The sequence below is a fragment of the Clostridium sp. AF32-12BH genome, assembly GCF_003477935.1.
Taxonomy (GTDB): Bacteria; Bacillota; Clostridia; order Lachnospirales; family Lachnospiraceae; genus Brotaphodocola.
In genome coordinates, this window is the sequence record NZ_QUEH01000024.1 from 1590 (window position 1) to 21608 (window position 20019).

Here is a 20019-nt window from a genome sequence, read left to right on the forward strand (position 1 = left end):
CCGATGCGAGAGATAATCAAGGAATTGAATGTGAAGCTAATCGGACACTATCGGTACTATGGTGTTACATGGAATTTCCGAAAGATAACAACATTTTTACATAGGGTTCAGCAGTTTCTGTTTAAAGCTATGAATCGGAGAGGTTGTAGACGGGCATACACATGGAATGGATTTGTGCAAATGCTCAAGTATTATCCATTAGCAAAGCCTAAAACGTACTATTGCTTATATTAAAGTGAATGTTACTATGAGGAGCCGTATGCGGGAAAGCCGCACGTACGGATCTGTGAGGGGCTAAGATTGAGAGGTCTTAGTCTACTCGACTTTGAAACGAAAGAATAGGTAGATTAGGAGATAGAAAATTGGTAAGACAATACAGCAATGGTGATATAGACGCAGTGATGCAGATCTGGCTTGATACGAATATTCGAGCACATCATTTCATACCGTCCGATTACTGGCGTACCAACTGCGACATGGTGAGAGAACTGCTTTCTCATGCAGAAATATATGTGCATGAAGATGAATGTGCAAAGCAGATAGATGGATTCATTGGATTGAATGATGATTATATTGAAGGTATTTTTGTAAAAGAAACAATGCAATCAAAAGGGATTGGGAAACAACTGCTAAATCATGTAAAGAAAGTCAAGCCTACATTAAAATTAAACGTCTATCAGAAAAATGAGAAAGCAATTAAATTTTATCTACGGGAGAAATTTAACATCAGATCCGAAAATATAGATGACAACACAGGAGAAAAAGAATTTGTAATGGTATGGAATTAGTAACTTCAAGGTTTGTGGAATTGGAAAAATCGGAAGTTTGGAGGTGATATCGAATAAAAAAATTGGTTATATATGTACACGGCAAAGGAGGAACAGTAGAAGAGGCAAAGCATTATAAGCCACTCTTTCCTGAAAGGAATGTGATTGGGTTTGACTATAGATCGCAAAATCCCTGGGAAGCGAAAATTGAGTTTTCTGATTTTTACGGAAAGAAATACCTACAGATTTTGGAGAAACATTATCTTGGGAATATCTGTGCTATGTACGGAAGTACCCGATTAAGTGGAACACTCCAACTTGCATTTTATATGGTGCAAAGGATAATCTGACTTCAGGAGAAACCATGTATGCATTTGCAGAACAAACCGGAGCAATTCTTACAGTAATGAATGATGGAGAACACTGGTTTCATACAGATAAGCAGATGGAGTTCCTTGATGATTGGATTCGGAAATCAATATAACAACTTCCTAATGTACCTGGCAGTTCAAGACTTCCATCCGGTCTTAAGCAGACAAAGGATACAGGCGAAATCTCAATTCCAATTTACGGATAAAATCGACTGGTTTACGCAGGCGTAGGCACCGGAGGTGGATAAAAAAGAAAAATAAGCAGATACTATACCATGGAGGGATTTTCCATGAAAAAGTATAGGATCTGTTTATTTTTGTTTTTGGGAGTGAGTGTGATCTGCATTCTAATCGCGTTTTTTGTCCGGCGCAGTCAGGAAGGTGCAGGTCTGGAAAATAGAAACGAGACCGGAATCGAACAGCTGGAAACAGAAGAGACACAGGAAACGGTCGTAGAGGATCAGATGGCGGCAAACCAGGAGCGGGTACAGGCGCATCCTGTCCAGGAAGAGTATTATCTGGTGGCGGAGGATGGGATGCTTCTGATCTTTTTAAAGGATCAGAAAACAATCTGTCTTTATACACATATGCCGCTCATGGATTTTCCACCAAAGGAGCGGACAAAGCTGCGGGAAGGGATCTGGTTTTCGTCTATGGCAGAAGTGTTTCATTATCTGGAATCGTATACTAGCTGATATGTTATAAAATCTGCTTGAAAAGAGCGTGCAAACTGGATACAATAGAACGCAAATGGTTACTGCATACGCGTAAGCAGTAATCCGAAATGGGAACTGGGCAGATACAGGTATTTTGTGAACCGTTCCTAAAATGATCTTGAGAAACAGCGGAGGAACAACGTGGAAAACGTGAAGAGAAAAGTACTGATCATCGGAGGCGGGGCTTCCGGTCTGATGGCGGCCATCATGGCGGCCCGGGAAGGCGCAGAGGTAACCATTCTGGAGCATATGGACCGGGTGGGGAAAAAGATATTATCTACAGGAAACGGGCGCTGCAACCTGACGAACCTGTCTCTGAAGCCGGAGCATTACCGGAGCAGCCAGAAGCTGTTTCCCATGAAGGTGCTGGACCGCTTTTCTGTCTGGGATACGTTAAGTTTTTTTGACGGGATCGGGATCATCACCAGAAACCGGAATGGTTACATTTATCCAAACTCGGACCAGGCGGCATCGGTGTTGGATGCGCTGCGCTTTGAGACGGAGCATCTGGGTATCAAAACGGTTTTGTCCTGTCAGATCCGTTCCGCGAAGAAGACAAAAAATGGAAGCTTTCTTGTGGAGAGTGACCAGGGAACTTATCAGGGTGACTGCCTGATCCTGGCGACCGGTTCCAAGGCGGCTCCGGTGTCCGGTTCGGACGGCAGCGGCTATGAGCTTGCAAAGGCGTTCGGTCACACGATCATCAAACCGCTTCCGGCGCTGGTGCAGCTAAGATGCAAGGGAACGTTTTTCAAACAGCTGGCGGGAGTCCGCTGTGAGGCTGTGGTACGGCTTGTGAGCGACGGAAAAACACTGGCAGCAGATGAGGGCGAGGTCCAGCTGACGGATTATGGTATCTCTGGTATCCCGACCTTTCAGGTAAGCCGGTATGCTTCCCAGGCACTGGACGCAGGCAGGCGTGTAAACGCGGTGCTGGACTTCTTCCCGTCTAAGAGCATGGAAGATACCAGGGCAATGTTAAAACAGAGAAAATCGATGCTTGGTTACCGTCCTTCCGGCGAGTTCTTAAATGGCGTTTTGAATAAAAAATTAGCAGCAGTGCTGTTAAAACAGGCAGGAATCCAGCCGGACCGCTCCTGTGCCCAGATCAAGGACAGCCAGCTGGAGTCACTGACGATGCAGATCAAGAAATTTGAAGTTCCGGTCACCGCGACCAACAGCTTTGAGCAGGCGCAGGTTTGCTGCGGTGGTGTCGATACCAGGGAACTTCGCCCGGACACCATGGAATCGAAGCTGGTGAAGCATCTGTTTCTGGTGGGAGAGCTGACCGATGTGGATGGCATCTGCGGCGGGTATAACCTGCAGTGGGCCTGGAGCACCGGGGCCGTGGCCGGAACAACAGCAGGGAGAATATAGATTATGATACGATTAACACAGATCAAGCTTCCGGCAGACCATACACCGGAGGCACTGAAGAAAAAAATAGCAAAGCTTTTGCGGATAGCGCCGGAGGAGATCCTAAAGCTTCATATCCGGAAACGTTCCCTGGACGCGCGCAAAAAGCCAGAGCTTTTTTACAGTTACACCGTGGATGTTTCCGCCAGTAGGGAAAAGGAACTGTTACATAAAGGAAAAAATCCACAGATCAGCCTCTGCAAAGAAGAGCATTACCACTTCCCGGAGGCAGGAGAGGAGCGCTTAAGGGAGCGCCCGGTCATCATCGGAACCGGTCCGGCGGGACTCTTCTGTGGCCTGGTGCTGGCCCGCCACGGTTATCGTCCGATTCTTCTGGAACGGGGCAGCTCGGTCGAAGAGCGCCAGAAAAAGGTGAATGCCTTCTGGCAGGGCGGAACGCTGGATCTCCAGACGAATGTACAGTTTGGAGAAGGCGGAGCAGGAACATTTTCCGACGGAAAGCTGAATACACTGGTGAAGGACCCGTTGAAGCGTGGACAGCTGGTGCTGGAACTTTTCACGGAATTTGGCGCAGATCCGTCGATCCTTTACGACCACAAGCCGCATATCGGCACGGATGTGCTCGCAGAGGTGGTAAAAGCTATGCGCCAGGAAATCATACGTCTGGGCGGTACCGTCCGTTTTGATACCCAGGTGACGGATCTTCTGGTGGAGCAGCAAAATGTAAGCGGTGTGAAGGTTTCGTTTGCGGATCAGCAGACCGGGGAAAAAACGGAAGAGACCATAAAGAGTAGTGTGGTTGTTCTGGCGATCGGACATAGTGCACGCGATACCTTTTCCATGCTGCTTGCGCGTCAGGTTCCGATGGAAGAAAAGGCATTTGCGGTTGGACTGCGTATCCAGCATCCGCAGAATATGATCAATCTGTCCCAGTATGGCAGAGAAGATGCCGGGGCGCTTGGTGCAGCCAATTATAAGCTTACCAGGCAGACCAAGAGCGGCCGCGGCGTGTACACCTTCTGTATGTGTCCGGGCGGCTATGTGGTCAATGCTTCTTCCGAAGCAGGAAGACTGGCAGTCAACGGCATGAGCTATCATGACCGGGCGGGAGAAAACGCAAACAGTGCCCTGATCGTCACCGTCACCCCGGAGGATTTCCCGGAACGCGGAGCACTGGGCGGTGTGGCATTCCAGAGAAAGCTGGAGGAGGCTGCATACCAGGCGGCAGGAGGAAAGATCCCGGTACAGCTTTACGGGGATTTCTGCCAGAACAAGATCAGCAGCCAGCTTGGCGGCGTAAATCCGCAGATGCGCGGAGAATGGGCATTTGGAGATGTCCGTTCCATTATGCCGGAGCCGTTAAACCTGGCTCTGATCGAGGCCATGGAGGGCTTTGGACATATGATCCACGGCTTCGACCGCCCGGATGCACTGCTTGCCGGAATCGAAAGCCGCACCTCTTCGCCGGTGCGCATCTGGCGCGATGAGCAGTTTGAGAGTGAAGTGCGGGGGCTGTACCCTTGTGGGGAAGGTGCCGGTTATGCAGGTGGAATTACCTCTGCGGCCATGGATGGCATAAAGGTGGCAGAAGCCATTGCAAAGCGTTATGCACCATGTCCGGCAGATCAGGAATAAATAGGAAATCGCTTTTGGGCTTGTCCGGGCAGACTGTATCGGAAACAGGTTTGCCGTAGCGGCATTCAGATAAGGAGGCTAAGAAGGATGAATAGCTTCAGGGAAAAACTGAAAGAGAAAAAGCGGATCGTCATCAAGATCGGTTCCTCTTCCCTGACCCACGAAAAGACAGGGGAGCTGAATTTATATAAGATTGAAAAGCTCATCCGCGTGATCTGTGACCTGAAGGGAGAGGGAAAGGACGTAGTCCTGGTTTCTTCCGGCGCGATCGCAGCGGGAAGACAGGCGCTTGGCGGTCAGAAGCGTCCGCAGACTATTTCAGAAAAACAGGCATATGCGGCTGTGGGCCAGGCCCGGCTAATGATGGTCTACCAGCGTATTTTTTCCGAGTATAACCACATCGCGGCACAGGTGCTTTTAACCAAGGATACCATGACCAATGAGACCTCCCGGATTAATGCGCAGAACACGTTTGAGGAGCTGCTGCGTTTAGGCGCAGTTCCGGTTGTCAATGAAAATGACACAGTCTCCACCCATGAGATCCAGTTTGGTGATAACGACCGCCTGTCTGCAATCGTAGCAGCGCTGATCGGTGCGGATCTTCTGATCTTAATGTCTGATATTGACGGACTGTATTCAGAGGACCCACATAAAAATCCGGATGCACGTTTTATTAGTCTGGTAGAGGAAATCACGCCGGAGCTGATTGGTATGGGCGGTGGTTCGGGAAGTGATATCGGCACTGGCGGCATGGCAGCGAAGCTGGCAGCAGCACGCATCGCGACAGACAGCGGATCGGACATGATCATTGCCAACGCGGACGATGTGAATGTGATCCACGATCTGGTGAACGGAGAAGAAAAAGGAACCTTGTTCCTGGCACATCCGAACCGGGATTTTGATCTGATGGATTACATCAACACAAAATACGGGGACGTATGAGAAAAAATGCGGGTGCGAAAGCCGGAAAGAAAACCGAGAAACAGATATAAAAGCAGATAGAATAGATACAAGAAGAGATAGAATAGAAACAAAAACAGATAGAAACAGAATAACAAGAGCAAAGGAGAATTTTTATGGACCAGAGCAGTATCGACAGAATCAACACCCTGTATCATAAATCCCAGTCTGTGGGACTGACAGAGGAAGAGAAAGAGGAGCAGGCAAGACTGCGCAAGGAATATGTGGCTGCGATCAAAAACAACATGCGGGCACACTTAAACAATATTTCAATCAAGGAAAAAGACGGCAGCATTACCGATCTTGGTAAAAAATATGGTGGAATCAAAGACACCCAGTCATAAGGAACTTTGTTGCAAGGAACTCAGTCATGAGGAACCGGTTCATCAGACACTCGGTTCAAAAAAAGAAATCCGCAGTCAGATCCGGGCGCTGCGGGCAGAACTTGTAAAACCGGAGCATGCCGCGGAAAAAGCGGCAATGGATGAGAAAATCCGGGAAGCGGTATTGCAGCTGTTACATACGCTGAAGGCAGAAAGAAGCATTCCGCAGACGGTATACTGCTATGCTTCATTTGGCGGTGAGGTGGATACGTTTGGCCTGATGGATGCCTTATGGAAGCAGGGCTTTTCGTTGGCACTGCCGCGGGTAACCGGAAACCGCATGGATTTTTACCTGGTGGAAGGAAGAAACGACCTGGTACCTGGCTTTCGGAATATCCCGGAACCGGCAGAACATTGTAAGACAGTGCATTGTCCCAGCGCTGTGGTGATCACGCCGGGGACGGCATTTACCAGAGCCGGAGACCGGATGGGGTATGGAGGCGGCTTTTACGACCGGTTCTTTTCGGAGGAGCCGGAACACAGAAAAGTTGCGGTCTGTTACCCATTCCAGATTTTTTCAGAGCTTCCCACCGAGGAACACGACAGACAGATGGATGATATCATAACAGGAGAAGGCTGAGGTGCGATTCCAGCCAGACATGCAGGTGTGACTGGCAGAATTTAGGAGAACCACCAGGCCACACGACAGGAGGACACGGCATGGATTTAAGAGTGATCGGTGCCCGCGCAAAGGAAGCGGCATCCTATTTAAACAATCTTGGTGTCAACGAAAAAAATGAGGGACTGCGCCAGGCAGCTAAGGCGCTGTTAGACGGAGAGGAAGATATCCTGACGGCCAATCAGGAGGATGTGATCCGGGCAGCAGAAAACGGCATGAGCCCGGCGCTGATCGACCGGCTGGAATTGACCCCGGACCGGCTGGAAGCGATGGCAGATGGCCTGTTAAAAATTGCAGAGCTTCCAGACCCGGTTGGCGAAGTACTTTCCATGAAGCCAAGGCCAAACGGGCTTCTCATCGGGGAAAAGCGGGTGCCGCTTGGCGTGGTTGGTATGATCTATGAGGCACGCCCCAATGTTACCTCCGATGCCTTCGGTCTGTGCTTTAAGACGGGAAATGCAGTGATCTTAAAGGGCGGCAGCGATGCCATTGAATCCAACAAGGAAATTGTAAAGTGGCTGCAGACAGGGCTTTCCCGCGCGGGACTCCCGGAGTCTTCCCTGCAGCTTATCACGGATACAGACCGGGCGGTGACGCAGGAGCTGATGCGCTTAAATGAGTTTGTGGATGTGCTGATCCCGCGCGGCGGCGCAGGGCTGATCCGCAGTGTGGTACAAAACAGCACCGTGCCGGTCATTGAGACCGGAACTGGAAACTGCCATATCTATGTGGATGAGACCGCGGATTTTGACATGGCGTTAGATATCATCATGAATGCCAAAACCCAGCGGATCGGAGTCTGCAATGCCTGTGAATCCCTGGTAGTACATAGAAGCATTGCAGGGGAGTTCCTGCCGCTTCTGGCTGCGCGCCTGGCAGAAAAGTCTGTGGAGGTGCGTGCCGATGAGGCAGCGAAGCAGATCGTGCCGGAGTTTTCGGAAGCCTCCGAGGAGGACTGGGGAACCGAGTATCTGGATTACATCCTCTCCTTAAAGCTGGTGGACTCTTTGGACGAGGCAATCCGCCATATCAACCGCTACAATACCGGGCATTCCGAGGCCATTATCACGCAGGATTATAACCATGCGCAGGAGTTTTTAAACCGCATTGATGCAGCGGCAGTCTATGTCAACGCATCTACCCGCTTTACAGACGGCGGTGAATTCGGTTTTGGCGCAGAGATCGGCATCAGCACCCAGAAGCTTCACGCAAGGGGTCCGATGGGGTTAAGGGCCCTGACAACGACGAAATACATTATTTATGGAAATGGGCAGGTGAGACCATAATGAGGCTTTATATCATCCGCCACGGGGAGACGCCGTGGAACGCAGAGGGACGGCTTCAGGGTCAGACCGATATCCCGTTAAATGAAAATGGCATCCGGCTTGCCAAGATTACCGGGGAGGCTTTAAAGGACATTCCATTTGACTTTGCCATATCCAGCCCTTTAAAACGGGCCAGACAGACAGCAGAGCTGGTGCTTGCAGGACGTGATATCCCGATCTTGGAAGATGCGCGGATCGAGGAGCTGGGGTTTGGCTCCTGGGAGGGACTCGGCTGCCGCAAGGCAAATTTTGAGATCCCGTCGGAGCATTTCCAGGACTTTTACAAAGACCCGTTCCATTTCCAGACAGCAGCAGACGGAGAGACCATTGAGCAGCTCTGCGCCCGCACAAAAGCTTTCTGGGAGGACCTGGTAGGGAATCCTGACTGGCAGGAGAAAACCATTCTTATCGCCAGTCATGGCTGCGCGTGCCGTGGAATCCTTCACAATGTTTATGAAGAGAAAACCGATTTCTGGCATGGATGCGTGCCGCCAAACTGTGCGGTAAATATTGTTTCCGTGACAGGCGGAAAGGCAGTGCTCGAGGCAGCTGACCGGATCTACTATGATGCGTCGGAGTGTGTGGATTTCCGCACCGGGAAAAAGATCAATTCACATTGATGATATGCAGGCACAAACGGTAATAAAATTGACAAAAAAGGTTGGGCTGAAAGTGCCAGACGCGTTTGCGTGAACCGTAACAAAATTGACAAAAAGGCTGGAAATCGGAGCGTTTTGCTCTTTGCATCCCGGCCTTTTTATGTTATAATTTTTTATTTGTAACATCAAACGCAGATAATGAGGTAAGAATGAGTACAAACATGAAAACATACACACAGAACGAAATACCAGATTTTGAAATGATCCGTGCTGCGGCGCCGGAAGAAGAGGGCGCACGCCAGTACTATTTTATAGAGCAGGCGAAAAAACTGTGGAAACAGCAGTTTGAACGTCTGGAAGAAAGCGGGGAGGCAAAGGCGCGTTACGGCGAAGCAATGCTCTCTGAACTTCAGGCAGAAAACAAATACGGAACCTTTCATATTGCAACCTTTGGCTGCCAGATGAACGCCAGGGACTCCGAGAAGCTCTGCGGCATTCTGGAGCAGGTTGGTTTAAAAGAGGTCGAGTCTGAGAATGCGGACATCGTCCTTTACAATACCTGTACCGTGCGCGATAACGCAAACCAGAAGGTTTACGGCCGTCTTGGCTATCTGCAGACCTTAAAAAAGAAACGTCCGGGCATGATGATCTCTCTTTGTGGCTGCATGATGCAGGAGCCGTCTGTCATTGAGAAGATCCAGAAGAGCTACTCTTATGTCGATCTGATCTTTGGTACCCACAATATTTTCAAGCTGGCGGAGCTGCTGTGCTGCCGCATGATGAGCAAAAACCGCATGGTTGTGGATATCTGGAAGGATACCGACAAGATCGTGGAGGAGCTTCCGGTAGACCGCAAATATTCCTTTAAGTCCGGTGTCAACATCATGTTTGGCTGCAACAACTTCTGCAGCTACTGCATCGTGCCGTACGTGCGCGGACGGGAGCGCAGCAGAAAGCCGGAGGATATCGTCAATGAGATCAAGAGACTGGTAGCAGACGGCGTTGTGGAGGTCATGCTGCTGGGACAGAACGTCAACTCCTACGGAAAGAACCTGGAGAAGCCGATGACATTTGCCGAGCTTCTCCGCGAGGTTAATAAGATCGAGGGACTGGAGCGCATCCGTTTCATGACATCCCACCCGAAGGATCTGTCCGATGACCTGATCGAGGCGATGCGTGACTGTGAGAAGGTCTGCGCACATCTGCACCTTCCGTTACAGTCCGGCAGCAGCCGTATCTTAAAGCTGATGAACCGTCATTATGACAAAGAGGGCTATTTAAAGCTGGTGGATAAGATCCGCGCAGCAATCCCGGATATCGCCCTGACGACCGATATTATCGTCGGATTCCCGGGAGAGACAGAAGAGGACTTTGAGGAAACCATGGATGTAGTGCGCCGTGTCCGCTATGACAGTGCGTTTACCTTCATCTATTCCAAGCGTACCGGTACCCCGGCAGCAGCGATGGAGCAGGTTCCGGAGGACGTTGTGAAGGAGCGCTTCGACCGCCTGTTAAAAGAGGTCCAGAAGATTTCCTCTGAGGTTTGCGGACGTGATCTGCATACGACCCAGAAGGTTCTGGTGGAAACCCTCGATGACCATAAGGAAGGCTATGTGACCGGCCGTTTAAGCAACAATACCGTGGTACATTTTCCGGGAGACGAAAGCCTCATCGGAAAGATCGTGGATGTATGGCTGGAGGAGTCCAAGGGATTTTATTACATGGGAAAGCAAGTGGAAGGACAGGAGAAGTAAGACGTGGCTGGATTATCACCAATGATGGCCCAATACATGGAGACCAAAAAACAATATCATGACTGTATTTTATTCTATCGTCTGGGTGACTTTTATGAGATGTTTTTCGATGATGCGCTGACGGCATCCAAGGAATTAGAGATCACCCTGACCGGAAAGGAATGCGGACTGGAGGAACGCGCACCGATGTGTGGCGTTCCTTATCATGCTGTAGACAGCTATTTAAGCCGCCTGGTGCAGAAAGGTTATAAGGTAGCGATCGCGGAGCAGATGGAGGACCCGAAGCTTGCCAAGGGACTGGTAAAACGTGAGGTCATCCGCGTGGTAACACCTGGTACGATTACCAGCGCCCAGGCTTTGGATGAGACAAAGAACAATTACCTGATGGGCATTGTGTACCTGGCAGATAAAATGGGTGTTTCCGTCGTGGACAATACCACCGGAGACTTTCTGGTAACCGAGGTTTCCACCGACCGTGCCCTGTTCGACGAGATCAATAAATTTTCCCCGGCGGAGGTCATCTGCAACGATGCCTTTTCCATGTCCGGGATCAGCCTGGAGGATTTAAAGGACCGGTATCACTTTACCGTTTCCACGCTGGATTCCCATTTTTTCCAGGATGAGAGCTGCAGAAAGCTTCTGCGGGAGCACTTCAAGGTAGGAAGCCTGGAAGGCTTGGGACTGGGAGACTATGACTGCGGCGTGATCGCGGCAGGTGCCGTGCTGCAGTATCTTTACGAGACCCAGAAAAGCACACTGGATCATCTGACGACCATTGTGCCTTATGCGACCGGAAACTATATGGTGCTGGATTCTTCTACCAGAAGAAATTTAGAGCTTTTGGAAACCATGCGTGAGAAGCAGAAGCGCGGAAGCCTTCTGTGGGTGCTTGACAAGACCAGAACGGCCATGGGCGCCCGCCTCTTGCGTACCTGGATCGAGCAGCCGCTGATCCGCAAAGAAGAAATCTTAAAGCGCCAGAACGCCATTGAAGAACTGAATTTAAACTATATCAGCCGGGAAGAACTCGGGGAGTATTTAAACCCCGTCTATGACCTGGAGCGCCTGATCGGCCGCATCAGCTACAAGACCGCAAACCCGAGAGATCTTCTGGCATTCCGCAATTCCATTGCCATGGTGCCGCACATCAAACAGCTGCTTGGCGAGTTTACCTCGGACGCGTTAAAAGAACTGACGGAGGAACTGGATCCGCTGGAGGACTTAAATGACCTGATCAGCCGGGCAATCGTGGAAGAACCGCCGATCACCGTGCGTGAGGGCGGCATGATCAAAGACGGCTACAACGAAGAGGCAGACCGCCTGCGCCATGCCAAGACCGAGGGCAAGACCTGGCTGGCAGAGCTGGAGGCGAGAGAGCGCGACAGCACCGGGATCAAGAATTTAAAAGTCAAATACAACAAGGTATTTGGCTATTATTTTGAGGTAACCAATTCCTTTAAGGATCTGGTGCCGGAATATTTTATCCGCAAACAGACACTGACCAACGCAGAGCGCTACACGACCGACGAACTGAAAAACCTGGAAGATGTGATCATGGGGGCAGAGGACAAGCTTTTCTCCCTGGAATACGACTTATTCTGTGAAGTGCGCGATGCGATTGCGGCTGAGGTGGTGCGCATCCAGAAAACCGCCCGCGCGATTGCAGCGGTAGATGTATTTGTATCTCTGTCTACGGTAGCGACCAGAAACAACTATGTGAAGCCGCAGATCAATGAGAAGGGAAGCATCCAGATCAAGGGCGGCCGTCATCCGGTTGTCGAGAAGATGATGCGGGACGACATGTTTGTCTCAAACGATACGACGCTGGATAATTCCAAAAACCGCATTTCTATTATTACCGGACCGAACATGGCCGGAAAGTCCACCTATATGCGCCAGACCGCGCTGATTGTTTTGATGGCACAGATTGGAAGTTTTGTCCCGGCAGACCAGGCAAACATCGGTATCTGCGACCGGATCTTTACCCGTGTGGGCGCATCCGATGACCTCGCAAGCGGTCAGAGTACCTTTATGGTGGAGATGACGGAGGTTGCCAACATCCTCAGAAATGCCACCCGAAACAGCCTGCTGATCTTAGATGAGATCGGCCGCGGCACCAGCACCTTTGACGGACTGAGCATCGCCTGGGCGGTGGTAGAACACATCAGCAATACCCGCCTGCTTGGTGCGAAGACCCTGTTTGCGACCCATTACCATGAGCTGACAGAGCTGGAGGGCCTGATGAGCGGTGTCACGAACTACTGTATCGCCGTAAAAGAGCAGGGCGATGACATCGTGTTCCTTAGAAAGATCGTAAAGGGCGGAGCCGACAAGAGTTACGGTATTCAGGTGGCAAAGCTGGCCGGAGTGCCGGATTCCGTCATCAATCGTGCAAAAGAGCTGGTGGAGCAGCTGGTCGATTCTGACCTGGCAGCCAGAACCCGCGAGATCGCGGAGGGAAGCGCACCGGCAGGTCACAAGCCGGTCCCGAAGCCGGACGATGTGGAAATGAGCCAGTTAACTTTATTTGATACGGTCCGCGAGGATGACATCATCGAAGAATTAAAGAATCTGGAGCTGGGAAATATGACGCCAATCGACGCCTTAAATACCCTGTACCGGATGCAGACAAAGTTAAAGAACCGCTGGAGCGGGGAGGAAAAATAAAACATGCCAAACATTCATGTACTGGATCAGAATACGATCAACAAGATCGCGGCCGGTGAGGTGATCGAGCGGCCGGCATCGGTGGTGAAGGAGCTTTTGGAGAATGCCATTGACGCAAAGGCAACTGCGGTCACCGTAGAGATCCGCGAGGGCGGAATTTCGTTTATCCGGGTGACGGACAATGGCTGCGGAATCGAAAAGGACGAGATCCCGCTTGCTTTTCTGCGCCATTCCACCAGCAAGATCCAGTCCGTGGAGGATCTGTTTACGGTGTCTTCCCTGGGCTTTCGCGGGGAGGCGCTTTCCAGTATCGCGGCGGTCGGGCAGGTGGAGCTGATCACCAAGACCGGTCGTTCCTTAACCGGAAACCGTTATCAGATCGAGGGCGGTGTGGAGCGCGGCATGGAAGAGATCGGAGCGCCGGACGGAACTACGTTTATCGTGCGCAATCTCTTTTACAACACACCGGTCCGCCGGAAATTTTTGAAAACACCGATGACCGAGGGCGCCCATGTGGCGGACCTGGTCGAAAAGATCGCCCTGTCCCACCCGGAAATCTCGATCCGGTTTATTCAGAACAACCAGAATAAGCTGCATACATCCGGAAACCATAACTTGAAGGACATCATCTACACGGTGTATGGACGGGAGATCACGGCAAATCTGCTCCCGGTTTCCGTGGCTGGGGAAGCGTTCAGCGTAGAAGGCTTTATTGGGAAGCCGACGATTGCCCGAAGCAACCGGAATTTTGAAAATTACTATATTAATGGAAGATACATCAAAAGCAATATCATCAACAAGGCCATCGAGGAGGCTTATAAGCCGTTTATGATGCAGCACAAATATCCGTTCACCATGCTGCATTTTAAAATCGAACCGGAATTTCTGGATGTCAATGTCCATCCGACCAAGATGGAGCTGCGCTTCCAGAACGGCGAGCAGGTATTCCGCATGGTGCGGGATACCGTGGCAGAGGCACTGCGCCACAAGGAGCTGATCCCAAAGGTGGCGTTGGAGGAAGAACGGGAGCGAAAACCGGTTCTGGAAAAGAAGATCCCGATCCCGGAGCCTTTCGAGCAGAAGCGCATGATGCAGGAACGGGCGGGACTTTTTGACACAAAATCCGCTGCGCAGGGAAATGACGGAAATTTTGTGCTGCGGGAGACGCCGGAGGAATACCGGTTAAAAAACCGCCCGGGAGAGCGTCCGGCCTTAAAGAATACCTCCCAGATCCGTAAAGAACGGGAAGAACTGCTTTCCACGCAGCAGAGAGTGGAAACGTTTAATCGGGTGACGGCAGCACAGCAGACAGGGGCAGCATCCGACCAGATTGGTGCAGCAACAGCCGGGCAGCCAGCGACAACCGTGTTTAGCCAGTCTGCAGCGGCATCCGACCAGCATTTCCAGGTCAACCAGGCTTTGACGGAACTTCTCATGCGGGCACCTGGGACAGTTTCTGGGGATGAACTGGAAAAAATCGAAGAAACAGGGAAAGCGGAAGAAGCAAAGTACACAGAAGAAACAAAGCATACAGAAGCAATAGTGCATATGTCTGATATGACCGCGGAAGCATCTGCAGCGCAGCAGGAAACAAATGTGCAGCGAAACGCAGAGCAATCGGAAGCAGTCCTGAATGCGTCTGGGACTGCCATGGAAAAGACAGCAACCGCCGTGCAGATGGACCTCTTTGAGGAAAAACTGTTAGAGCCGCAGTCCCGCAGCCGCCACAAGCTGATCGGCCAGCTCTTTGCCACATACTGGCTGGTGGAGTTCAACGACCAGCTTTACATCATCGACCAGCATGCGGCGCACGAGAAGGTGTTGTATGAGAAAACGATGAATTCCTTAAAAACCAGGGAATACACCTGCCAGCAGATCCATCCGCCGATCATTTTAACTCTGGGAAGCCGCGAGGTACTGATGCTGGAGAAAAACATGCAGATTTTTACCGATATCGGTTTTGAGATCGAACCGTTTGGCGGAAAGGAATATGCGGTGCGCGGAGTGCCGGATAACCTGTTTTCCATCGCAAAGAAAGATCTTTTGATGGAAATGCTGGATACGCTTTCTGAGGATACGCAGGCACGTGGGGCAGACCTGATCTATGAAAAAGTTGCTTCCATGTCCTGTAAGGCTGCGGTAAAAGGCCATGATGTCTTAAGTGCCGCGGAAGCGGATGCACTGATCGACCAGCTTTTGGGTCTGGAAAACCCGTATGCCTGCCCGCATGGAAGACCAACGATCATTTCCATGAGCAAATATGAGCTGGAGAAGAAGTTTAAACGAATTGTATGATGAGGGGAGAAGCTATGAAACAGCCACTGATCGTGCTTACCGGTCCGACCGCGGTGGGAAAAACCGCGCTGTCGATCGAACTTGCAAAGGCGCTGAACGGAGAGATCATCAGCGCAGATTCCATGCAGGTGTACCGGCACATGGATATTGGGTCAGCCAAGATCACAAAGGAAGAGATGGATGGTGTCCCGCATCACCTGATCGATGTGCTGGAGCCGTGGAAAGAATTCAATGTGACCCGGTTTCAGTCGATGGCGAAGGAAGCCATGAAAGGAATCTACAGCCGCGGACACGTTCCAATCGTGACGGGCGGTACCGGGTTTTACATCCAGGCACTGGCTTACGATATTGATTTTACGGAAAATGAAGACCATATCGGGCTCCGGGCAGAGCTGGAGCAGCTGGCAGAGGAAAAGGGAGAAGTGTTCCTGCACCAGATGTTAGCAGAAATTGACCCGGAGTCTGCAGAGGCGATCCATGCAAACAATGCAAAGCGGGTGATTCGCGCGATCGAGTATTACCGCCTTACCGGTGAAAAGATTTCCGAGCATAACAAGCGGGAGCGCGAAAAGCAATCCCCGTATGATCTGCATTATTATGTGTTAAACCGTGACCGCAAGACGCTTTATGAGCGGATCGATAAACGTGTGGATATCATGATGGAGCAGGGACTTCTTGATGAAGTGAACCGCTTAAAAGCCATGGGCTGCACCCGGGACATGGTCGCCATGCAGGGTCTTGGTTATAAGGAAATGCTGGATTACCTGGATGGAAAGATCAGCCTGGAAGAAGCGGTTTACATCATCAAGCGTGATACCAGGCATTTTGCAAAACGTCAGCTGACCTGGTTTAAGCGGGAAAAAGAAGTCCGCTTTATTGAAATCGAACAGTTTGGGGCAGATCAGAAAAAAATCTTAAACTGGATCTGCAACGATTACTTTGGAGGAAGAAACGAACATGGAACTGAATGAAATGTACAAGGAACTGGGCATCAGCCAGAAAGTTCTGGAATTTGGAGAAGAGATTGAAAAAAGTTTAAAAGAACGCTTTGCAGGCATTGACCAGACTGCAGAATACAACCAGATGAAGGTGTTAAAGGCGATGCAGGAGTCCAGAGTCAGCGATATCCATTTCGCTGCAACGACCGGGTATGGTTACAACGATCTGGGCCGTGATACTCTGGAGGAGGTATACGCGAAAGCGTTCCACGGCGAGGATGCCTTGGTACGTCCGCAGCTGATCTCTGGTACCCATGCGCTGCATGTGGCATTATCCAGTAATCTGCGCCCGGGAGATGAGCTCCTTTCCCCGGTTGGAAAACCGTATGATACTTTAGAGGAAGTGATCGGCATCCGCGAATCTGCCGGCTCTTTAAAGGAATATGGTGTGGTATACCGTCAGGTGGACCTGTTAGAGGATGGAACTTTCGATTATGAGAATATCCGCAAGGCCATCAATGAGAAAACAAAGCTGATCACGATCCAGCGTTCCAAGGGCTATGCGACACGCCCGACCTTTTCCGTGAGCCAGATCGGCGAGCTGATCGCATTTTGTAAGAGTGTGAAGCCGGATGTGATCTGCATGGTAGACAACTGCTACGGTGAGTTCGTAGAGCGGATCGAGCCGACGGATGTAGGCGCGGACATGATCGTCGGCTCCCTGATCAAGAACCCGGGCGGCGGTCTGGCACCGATCGGCGGCTACATTGTCGGAAAGAAATCCTGTATTGAGCAGGCTTCCTACCGTTTAAGCGCACCGGGACTTGGCAAAGAGGTCGGCGCAAGCCTTGGTTTAAACCAGTCCTTCTTCCAGGGACTGTTTTTATCCCCGACTGTTGTTGCTGGCGCATTAAAGGGTGCGATCTTTGCAGCGAATGTTTATGAGAAACTTGGCTTTGCAGTCGTTCCGAACAGCACCGAATCCCGCCACGACATCATCCAGGCAGTTACCTTCGGGACGGCAGAGGGCATGATCGCATTCTGCCAGGGAATTCAGGCAGCAGCACCGGTAGACAGCTTCGTCTCCCCGGAACCGTGGGATATGCCGGGCTACGATGCGCCGGTCATCATGGCAGCAGGCGCTTTCGTCCAGGGCTCTTCGATCGAACTGAGCGCAGATGGCCCGATCAAGCCGCCGTATGCCGTGTATTTCCAGGGCGGACTGACCTGGTACCATGCAAAACTTGGTATTTTGATGTCCCTGCAGAAACTGGTTGAGGCAGGGATCGTAACCCTGTAATACCGAAGGAATACTTGGATTTTCATAGCCGAAAATCTTAACCATTTCTAAAGTTTTCCATTTTTTGTATACACGAAAATTGATTTGTGGTAAACTAAAAACGCCTTGATTTCTCGCACATATGCGTGAACCAAAATGCGGCGGTGTCCCCTTCGGCTTCGTACTTGGAGAGAGAATGGAGGGTGAACAATATGATACACACAAAGATGAAAGAGCTGCCCTGTGAGGAGCGGCCATATGAACGCTGCGTAAAATCCGGCCCGGAGCATTTGAGCGATGCACAGCTTCTTGCTGTGATCCTCCGGACCGGAAGTGCGCAGGAGAGCGTACTGGAGCTGGCCACCCGGATCCTGGAGCTTGGAGGTCCCGGAGAAGGAATTCTGGGACTTTTGCATTTCTCCCTTCCGGAGCTGATGGGAATCAAGGGCATCGGCCAGGTAAAAGCCATCCAGCTGCAGTGCATTGGAGAACTTTCCAGACGCATCTGGAAACGAAAAGCCATGAAGAGCCCGGTCCGTTATAACGAGCCGGCACAGGTGGCAGAATACTATCAGGAAGACTTGCGTCATAAGGAACAGGAAGAGTTCCACATGATGCTTTTTAATACCAAACAAAACATGATCGGAGACGTAGCACTGTCAAAAGGAACGGTGAATGCGTCTCTTGCTACACCGAGGGAAATCTTTATCCAGGCACTCCGGTTTCAGGCGGTCAGCCTGATCCTGGTGCACAATCACCCGAGCGGAGACCCGGAACCAAGCAGGGAGGACATCCTGCTTACCAGACGGGTGGAGGAAGCCGGAAGGGTGATCGGGATCGCGGTGTTAGATCATATCATCATAGGTGACGGCACTTATGTCAGCATGAAAGAACGGGGATTATAACAGATGGAATCAAAACGCAGCAAATACATTCTGATTGGATTGTCGGTTTTCTGCATTCTGCTGATCGGCATTACTTCCTTTAAGGACGGGTTCTTAAATCCGCTCAGAAACGGAGTCGGGTATGTGCTTAGCCCAATCCAGTCCGGAGTGAACCGGGTAGGCACCTCTTTGTATAACGGAATCAGCAATTACAGCACCCTGCACAGCGCGATGGCGGAAAAGCAGGCTCTTCAGGACCGTATTGATGCCCTGGTAGAGGCGAACAGCCGCCTGCAGTCAGAGCAGTTTGAACTGCAGAGACTGCGCGAGCTGTATCAGCTGGACCAGGACTATATGCAGTATGAAAAGATCGGTGCCAGGGTCATTGCGAAGGACTCCGGTGACTGGTTCCAGGTATTCCGGATCAACAAGGGCTCTGCAGATGGCGTTCAGGTAGATGCCAACGTCATTGCCGGAGGTGGTCTGGTCGGCATTGTTACCGATGTGGGAGCGCATTACGCTACGGTCCGCGCGATCATAGATGATGTGAGCCGTGTCAGCGGCATGGCGCAGCAGTCTGGCGATACCTGTATCGTCTCCGGTGATCTGACCCTGTTTGGGGAAGGGCGCCTGCGGATCAGCAATGTTGCCCAGGACGCAGATTTCAAAGATGGGGACCGGATCGTGACTTCCAACATCAGTTCCAAATTCCTTCCGGGCATTCTGATCGGTTATGCTGCAGATATTACAACGGATCAGTCACGACTTACCAAATCCGGCTATCTGATCCCGGCAGCCCAGTTTGACAGTCTTCAGGAGGTCCTGGTCATTACATCCATAAAAGAAGACCCAAAACAGGGTGGTACAGAAAATACAGAGGGGGCACAGACAGGCGCATGAAACGGATCCTATTGAATGTGATACTGATGATTCTGGCATTTACCGTGCAGAACTGTGTATTTCCGCTGATCCCGTTTCTTACCGCGACCCCGAACCTGCTTCTGATCCTGACCTTTTCCTTTGGTTTTATTTACGGAAAAGGAGCGGGACTTTTGTATGGATTGTTTGCGGGAATCCTGCTGGATCTTTTTTACAGCGGACCCTTTGGATTTTATACTCTGCTTTTCATGAACATTGGCTATTTTAACGGCATCTGTACCCAGTATTATTATGAGGATTATATCAACCTGCCGCTTCTCATGAGCCTGGTCAATGAACTGATCTATAACCTGTACATTTACATTTTCCGTTTTCTGATCCGCAGCCGCCTGGATTTTCTTTATTATGCAAGGGAAATCATTATTCCGGAGCTTATTTTCACTGTGGTGACAACACTTTTGATTTACCGCTTTTTCCTGTCAGCAAACCGCAGGCTGGATGAGATGGATAACCGCAGGGACCGGGAACACGGGGCAATGTAACAGTAAGACATAATAGGAGTGACAAAACA

Annotated in this window: 16 protein-coding genes and 2 pseudogenes; all 18 read left to right on the top strand. The window is 50.7% G+C overall.

The features are described 5' to 3' along the window. Nucleotides 1-234, top strand: a pseudogene (locus tag DWZ40_RS20175) (group II intron reverse transcriptase/maturase); the annotation flags it as partial. Nucleotides 235-362: 128 nt separating this feature from the next. Next, complete coding sequence (locus DWZ40_RS17770; protein WP_118544191.1) at nucleotides 363-788, top strand: GNAT family N-acetyltransferase; 426 nt, start codon at nucleotides 363-365, stop codon at nucleotides 786-788. 640 nt (nucleotides 789-1428) lie between these two features. Beyond that, nucleotides 1429-1833, top strand: coding sequence for a hypothetical protein (locus tag DWZ40_RS17780; protein WP_118544222.1), 405 nt, complete (start codon nucleotides 1429-1431; stop codon nucleotides 1831-1833). A gap of 156 nt (nucleotides 1834-1989) precedes the next feature. Continuing rightward, a pseudogene (locus DWZ40_RS17785) lies at nucleotides 1990-3231 on the top strand (NAD(P)/FAD-dependent oxidoreductase); the annotation flags it as partial. Nucleotides 3232-3234: 3 nt separating this feature from the next. Beyond that, nucleotides 3235-4866 carry an FAD-dependent protein gene (locus DWZ40_RS17790; RefSeq protein ID WP_118544192.1) on the top strand — a complete coding sequence of 544 codons (1632 nt, stop codon included), beginning with the start codon at nucleotides 3235-3237 and terminating at the stop codon, nucleotides 4864-4866. Nucleotides 4867-4953: 87 nt separating this feature from the next. Then, on the top strand, nucleotides 4954-5808 hold the full coding sequence (gene proB / locus DWZ40_RS17795; protein WP_118544193.1) for a glutamate 5-kinase: 855 nt from the start codon (nucleotides 4954-4956) through the stop codon (nucleotides 5806-5808). 134 nt (nucleotides 5809-5942) lie between these two features. After that, nucleotides 5943-6170: a DUF896 domain-containing protein gene (locus tag DWZ40_RS17800; protein WP_118544194.1), complete on the top strand. Its 228-nt coding sequence runs from the start codon at nucleotides 5943-5945 to the stop codon at nucleotides 6168-6170. Then, a complete protein-coding gene (locus DWZ40_RS17805) occupies nucleotides 6142-6789 on the top strand; it encodes a 5-formyltetrahydrofolate cyclo-ligase (protein ID WP_118544195.1) in 648 nt (215 codons plus the stop codon). The genes DWZ40_RS17800 and DWZ40_RS17805 overlap by 29 nt, the downstream gene beginning before the upstream one ends. A gap of 80 nt (nucleotides 6790-6869) precedes the next feature. Then, complete coding sequence (locus tag DWZ40_RS17810; RefSeq protein WP_118544196.1) at nucleotides 6870-8114, top strand: glutamate-5-semialdehyde dehydrogenase; 1245 nt, start codon at nucleotides 6870-6872, stop codon at nucleotides 8112-8114. Next, nucleotides 8114-8773, top strand: coding sequence for a histidine phosphatase family protein (locus DWZ40_RS17815; protein ID WP_182431783.1), 660 nt, complete (start codon nucleotides 8114-8116; stop codon nucleotides 8771-8773). The genes DWZ40_RS17810 and DWZ40_RS17815 overlap by 1 nt, the downstream gene beginning before the upstream one ends. Nucleotides 8774-8973: 200 nt before the next feature. After that, on the top strand, nucleotides 8974-10506 hold the full coding sequence (gene miaB / locus DWZ40_RS17820) for a tRNA (N6-isopentenyl adenosine(37)-C2)-methylthiotransferase MiaB (protein WP_182431784.1): 1533 nt from the start codon (nucleotides 8974-8976) through the stop codon (nucleotides 10504-10506). Between the two features lie 21 nt (nucleotides 10507-10527). Beyond that, complete coding sequence (gene mutS, locus DWZ40_RS17825; protein ID WP_118544199.1) at nucleotides 10528-13173, top strand: DNA mismatch repair protein MutS; 2646 nt, start codon at nucleotides 10528-10530, stop codon at nucleotides 13171-13173. Nucleotides 13174-13176: 3 nt separating this feature from the next. Beyond that, nucleotides 13177-15468 (top strand): DNA mismatch repair endonuclease MutL, encoded by a 2292-nt coding sequence (gene mutL / locus DWZ40_RS20185; protein WP_118544200.1) that lies wholly within the window; start codon nucleotides 13177-13179, stop codon nucleotides 15466-15468. Between the two features lie 14 nt (nucleotides 15469-15482). Further along, the gene (miaA, locus tag DWZ40_RS17835) at nucleotides 15483-16439 is read left to right on the top strand and encodes a tRNA (adenosine(37)-N6)-dimethylallyltransferase MiaA (protein WP_118544201.1); all 957 of its coding nucleotides are present in this window, start codon (nucleotides 15483-15485) and stop codon (nucleotides 16437-16439) included. Then, on the top strand, nucleotides 16426-17706 hold the full coding sequence (locus DWZ40_RS17840) for a methionine gamma-lyase family protein (protein ID WP_118544202.1): 1281 nt from the start codon (nucleotides 16426-16428) through the stop codon (nucleotides 17704-17706). Before miaA ends, DWZ40_RS17840 begins: the two co-directional genes overlap by 14 nt. A 191-nt stretch (nucleotides 17707-17897) precedes the next feature. Continuing rightward, nucleotides 17898-18590, top strand: a complete 693-nt coding sequence (gene radC, locus DWZ40_RS17845) for a DNA repair protein RadC (protein WP_118544203.1) — start codon at nucleotides 17898-17900, stop codon at nucleotides 18588-18590. Between the two features lie 3 nt (nucleotides 18591-18593). Next, a complete protein-coding gene (mreC, locus tag DWZ40_RS17850; protein ID WP_118544204.1) occupies nucleotides 18594-19469 on the top strand; it encodes a rod shape-determining protein MreC in 876 nt (291 codons plus the stop codon). Beyond that, complete coding sequence (mreD, locus tag DWZ40_RS17855) at nucleotides 19466-19990, top strand: rod shape-determining protein MreD (protein ID WP_118544205.1); 525 nt, start codon at nucleotides 19466-19468, stop codon at nucleotides 19988-19990. The genes mreC and mreD overlap by 4 nt, the downstream gene beginning before the upstream one ends. Nucleotides 19991-20019: the final 29 nt, after the last annotated feature.

Excerpts from the sequence above, each read along its gene's own strand:
- DWZ40_RS17780 (WP_118544222.1), top strand. The coding sequence starts at position 1,429 with ATGAAAAAGTATAGGATCTGTTTATTTTTGTTTTTGGGAGTGAGTGTG.
- DWZ40_RS17790 (WP_118544192.1), top strand. The coding sequence starts at position 3,235 with ATGATACGATTAACACAGATCAAGCTTCCGGCAGACCATACACCGGAG.
- proB (WP_118544193.1), top strand. The coding sequence starts at position 4,954 with ATGAATAGCTTCAGGGAAAAACTGAAAGAGAAAAAGCGGATCGTCATC.
- DWZ40_RS17800 (WP_118544194.1), top strand. The coding sequence starts at position 5,943 with ATGGACCAGAGCAGTATCGACAGAATCAACACCCTGTATCATAAATCC.
- DWZ40_RS17805 (WP_118544195.1), top strand. The coding sequence starts at position 6,142 with ATGGTGGAATCAAAGACACCCAGTCATAAGGAACTTTGTTGCAAGGAA.
- DWZ40_RS17810 (WP_118544196.1), top strand. The coding sequence starts at position 6,870 with ATGGATTTAAGAGTGATCGGTGCCCGCGCAAAGGAAGCGGCATCCTAT.
- DWZ40_RS17815 (WP_182431783.1), top strand. The coding sequence starts at position 8,114 with ATGAGGCTTTATATCATCCGCCACGGGGAGACGCCGTGGAACGCAGAG.
- miaB (WP_182431784.1), top strand. The coding sequence starts at position 8,974 with ATGAAAACATACACACAGAACGAAATACCAGATTTTGAAATGATCCGT.
- mutS (WP_118544199.1), top strand. The coding sequence starts at position 10,528 with ATGATGGCCCAATACATGGAGACCAAAAAACAATATCATGACTGTATT.
- mutL (WP_118544200.1), top strand. The coding sequence starts at position 13,177 with ATGCCAAACATTCATGTACTGGATCAGAATACGATCAACAAGATCGCG.
- miaA (WP_118544201.1), top strand. The coding sequence starts at position 15,483 with ATGAAACAGCCACTGATCGTGCTTACCGGTCCGACCGCGGTGGGAAAA.
- DWZ40_RS17840 (WP_118544202.1), top strand. The coding sequence starts at position 16,426 with ATGGAACTGAATGAAATGTACAAGGAACTGGGCATCAGCCAGAAAGTT.
- radC (WP_118544203.1), top strand. The coding sequence starts at position 17,898 with ATGATACACACAAAGATGAAAGAGCTGCCCTGTGAGGAGCGGCCATAT.
- mreC (WP_118544204.1), top strand. The coding sequence starts at position 18,594 with ATGGAATCAAAACGCAGCAAATACATTCTGATTGGATTGTCGGTTTTC.
- mreD (WP_118544205.1), top strand. The coding sequence starts at position 19,466 with ATGAAACGGATCCTATTGAATGTGATACTGATGATTCTGGCATTTACC.